Source organism: Pseudomonas sp. P5_B2 (assembly GCF_056400445.1).
The window spans coordinates 1-1541 of the sequence record NZ_JBFULH010000831.1; the positions used below are offsets into that span (position 1 = coordinate 1).

2 protein-coding genes are annotated in these 1541 nt (G+C 59.9%); both read right to left on the reverse strand.

From position 1 onward, the window contains the following. The coding region (locus tag AC1DRJ_RS27220) for a carbamoyl phosphate synthase preATP-grasp domain-containing protein (RefSeq protein ID WP_477804874.1) at positions 1–643 on the reverse strand (643 nt) is incomplete at its 3' end. 118 nt (positions 644–761) lie between these two features. Further along, a partial coding sequence (locus AC1DRJ_RS27225; protein WP_477804875.1) for a carbamoyl phosphate synthase small subunit occupies positions 762–1541 on the reverse strand: 780 nt, incomplete at its 5' end.

Below are 1541 nucleotides of genomic sequence, written 5' to 3' on the forward strand. Positions count from 1 at the left end.
CTTTCCAACCGATCAGTGATTCGTCGATCAGCAACTCTTTGGTCGGCGACAAATCCAGACCGCGGGCGCAGATTTCTTCGAACTCTTCACGGTTGTAAGCGATACCGCCACCCGTGCCGCCCATGGTGAAGGACGGACGGATGATGCACGGGAAGCCGAGCTTTTCGAGGACCGCGTTGGCCTCTTCCATGCTGTGGGCGATACCCGAACGCGGGCAGTCCAGGCCGATGGACTTCATCGCCTTGTCGAAGCGCGAACGGTCTTCAGCCTTGTCGATGGTGTCAGCGTTGGCGCCGATCATTTCTACGCCGAACTTCTCCAGAACGCCTTCGCGCTCCAGGTCCAGTGCGCAGTTCAGAGCGGTCTGGCCGCCCATGGTTGGCAACAGGGCGTCCGGACGTTCTTTCTCGATGATCTTGGCAACGGTCTGCCATTTGATCGGCTCGATATAGGTCGCGTCGGCCATGTCCGGGTCGGTCATGATGGTGGCTGGGTTGGAGTTCACCAGGATGACGCGGTAACCCTCTTCGCGCAGGGCTTTACAGGCCTGGGCGCCGGAGTAGTCGAATTCGCAGGCCTGGCCGATAACGATCGGGCCAGCGCCAAGAATCAGGATGCTTTTAATGTCTGTACGTTTTGGCATGGGTTTGTCACTCAAATCCGCAGGTCAGTCGGCAAGCCGTCTTGTTCAATCTTTGAAGCCTTGAGGGGGCCGCCGGTGTCGGGACCACCCTCAAGCTTTGCTACATCAAGGCGAGCGATCAGCGTCGCTTGGCCATCTCGTTGATGAAGCGATCAAACAATGGCGCTACGTCGTTCGGGCCAGGGCTGGCTTCCGGGTGACCCTGGAAGCTGAAGGCGCTCTTGTCGGTACGCTCGATGCCTTGCAGGGTGCCGTCGAACAGCGATTTGTGAATCGCGCGAACGTTGGCTGGCAGGGTCGCTTCGTCTACCGCAAAACCGTGGTTCTGGCTGGTGATCATCACCACGCCGCTGTCCAGATCCTGGACCGGGTGGTTGGCACCGTGGTGGCCGTGGCCCATTTTCAGGGTCYTGGCGCCGGAGGCCAGCGCCAGCAGCTGGTGACCCAGGCAAATGCCGAATACCGGAATTTCGGTTTCCAACACATCCTTGATCGCCTGGATCGCGTAGTCGCAAGGCTCCGGGTCACCCGGGCCGTTGGACAGGAACACGCCGTCCGGATTCAGAGCCAACACATCAGCAGCAGGCGTTTGCGCAGGCACCACAGTCACGCGGCAACCGCGCGCGACCAGCATGCGCAGGATATTCAGCTTGACGCCGTAGTCGTAGGCAACGACGTGGTACGGCAGCTCGGAAGCGTCGATGGTCGCGTGACTGTCGGTTTTCAGATCCCAGACAGTCGAGCGCCATTCGTACTGCTCCTTGGTGCTGACGACTTTTGCCAGGTCCATACCTTTGAGGCCAGGGAAACCCTGTGCGGCGGCGATGGCAGCGGCTTCGGAAATGTTGTCACCGGCCATGATGCAGCCGTTTTGTGCGCCTTTTTCACGCAGGATGCG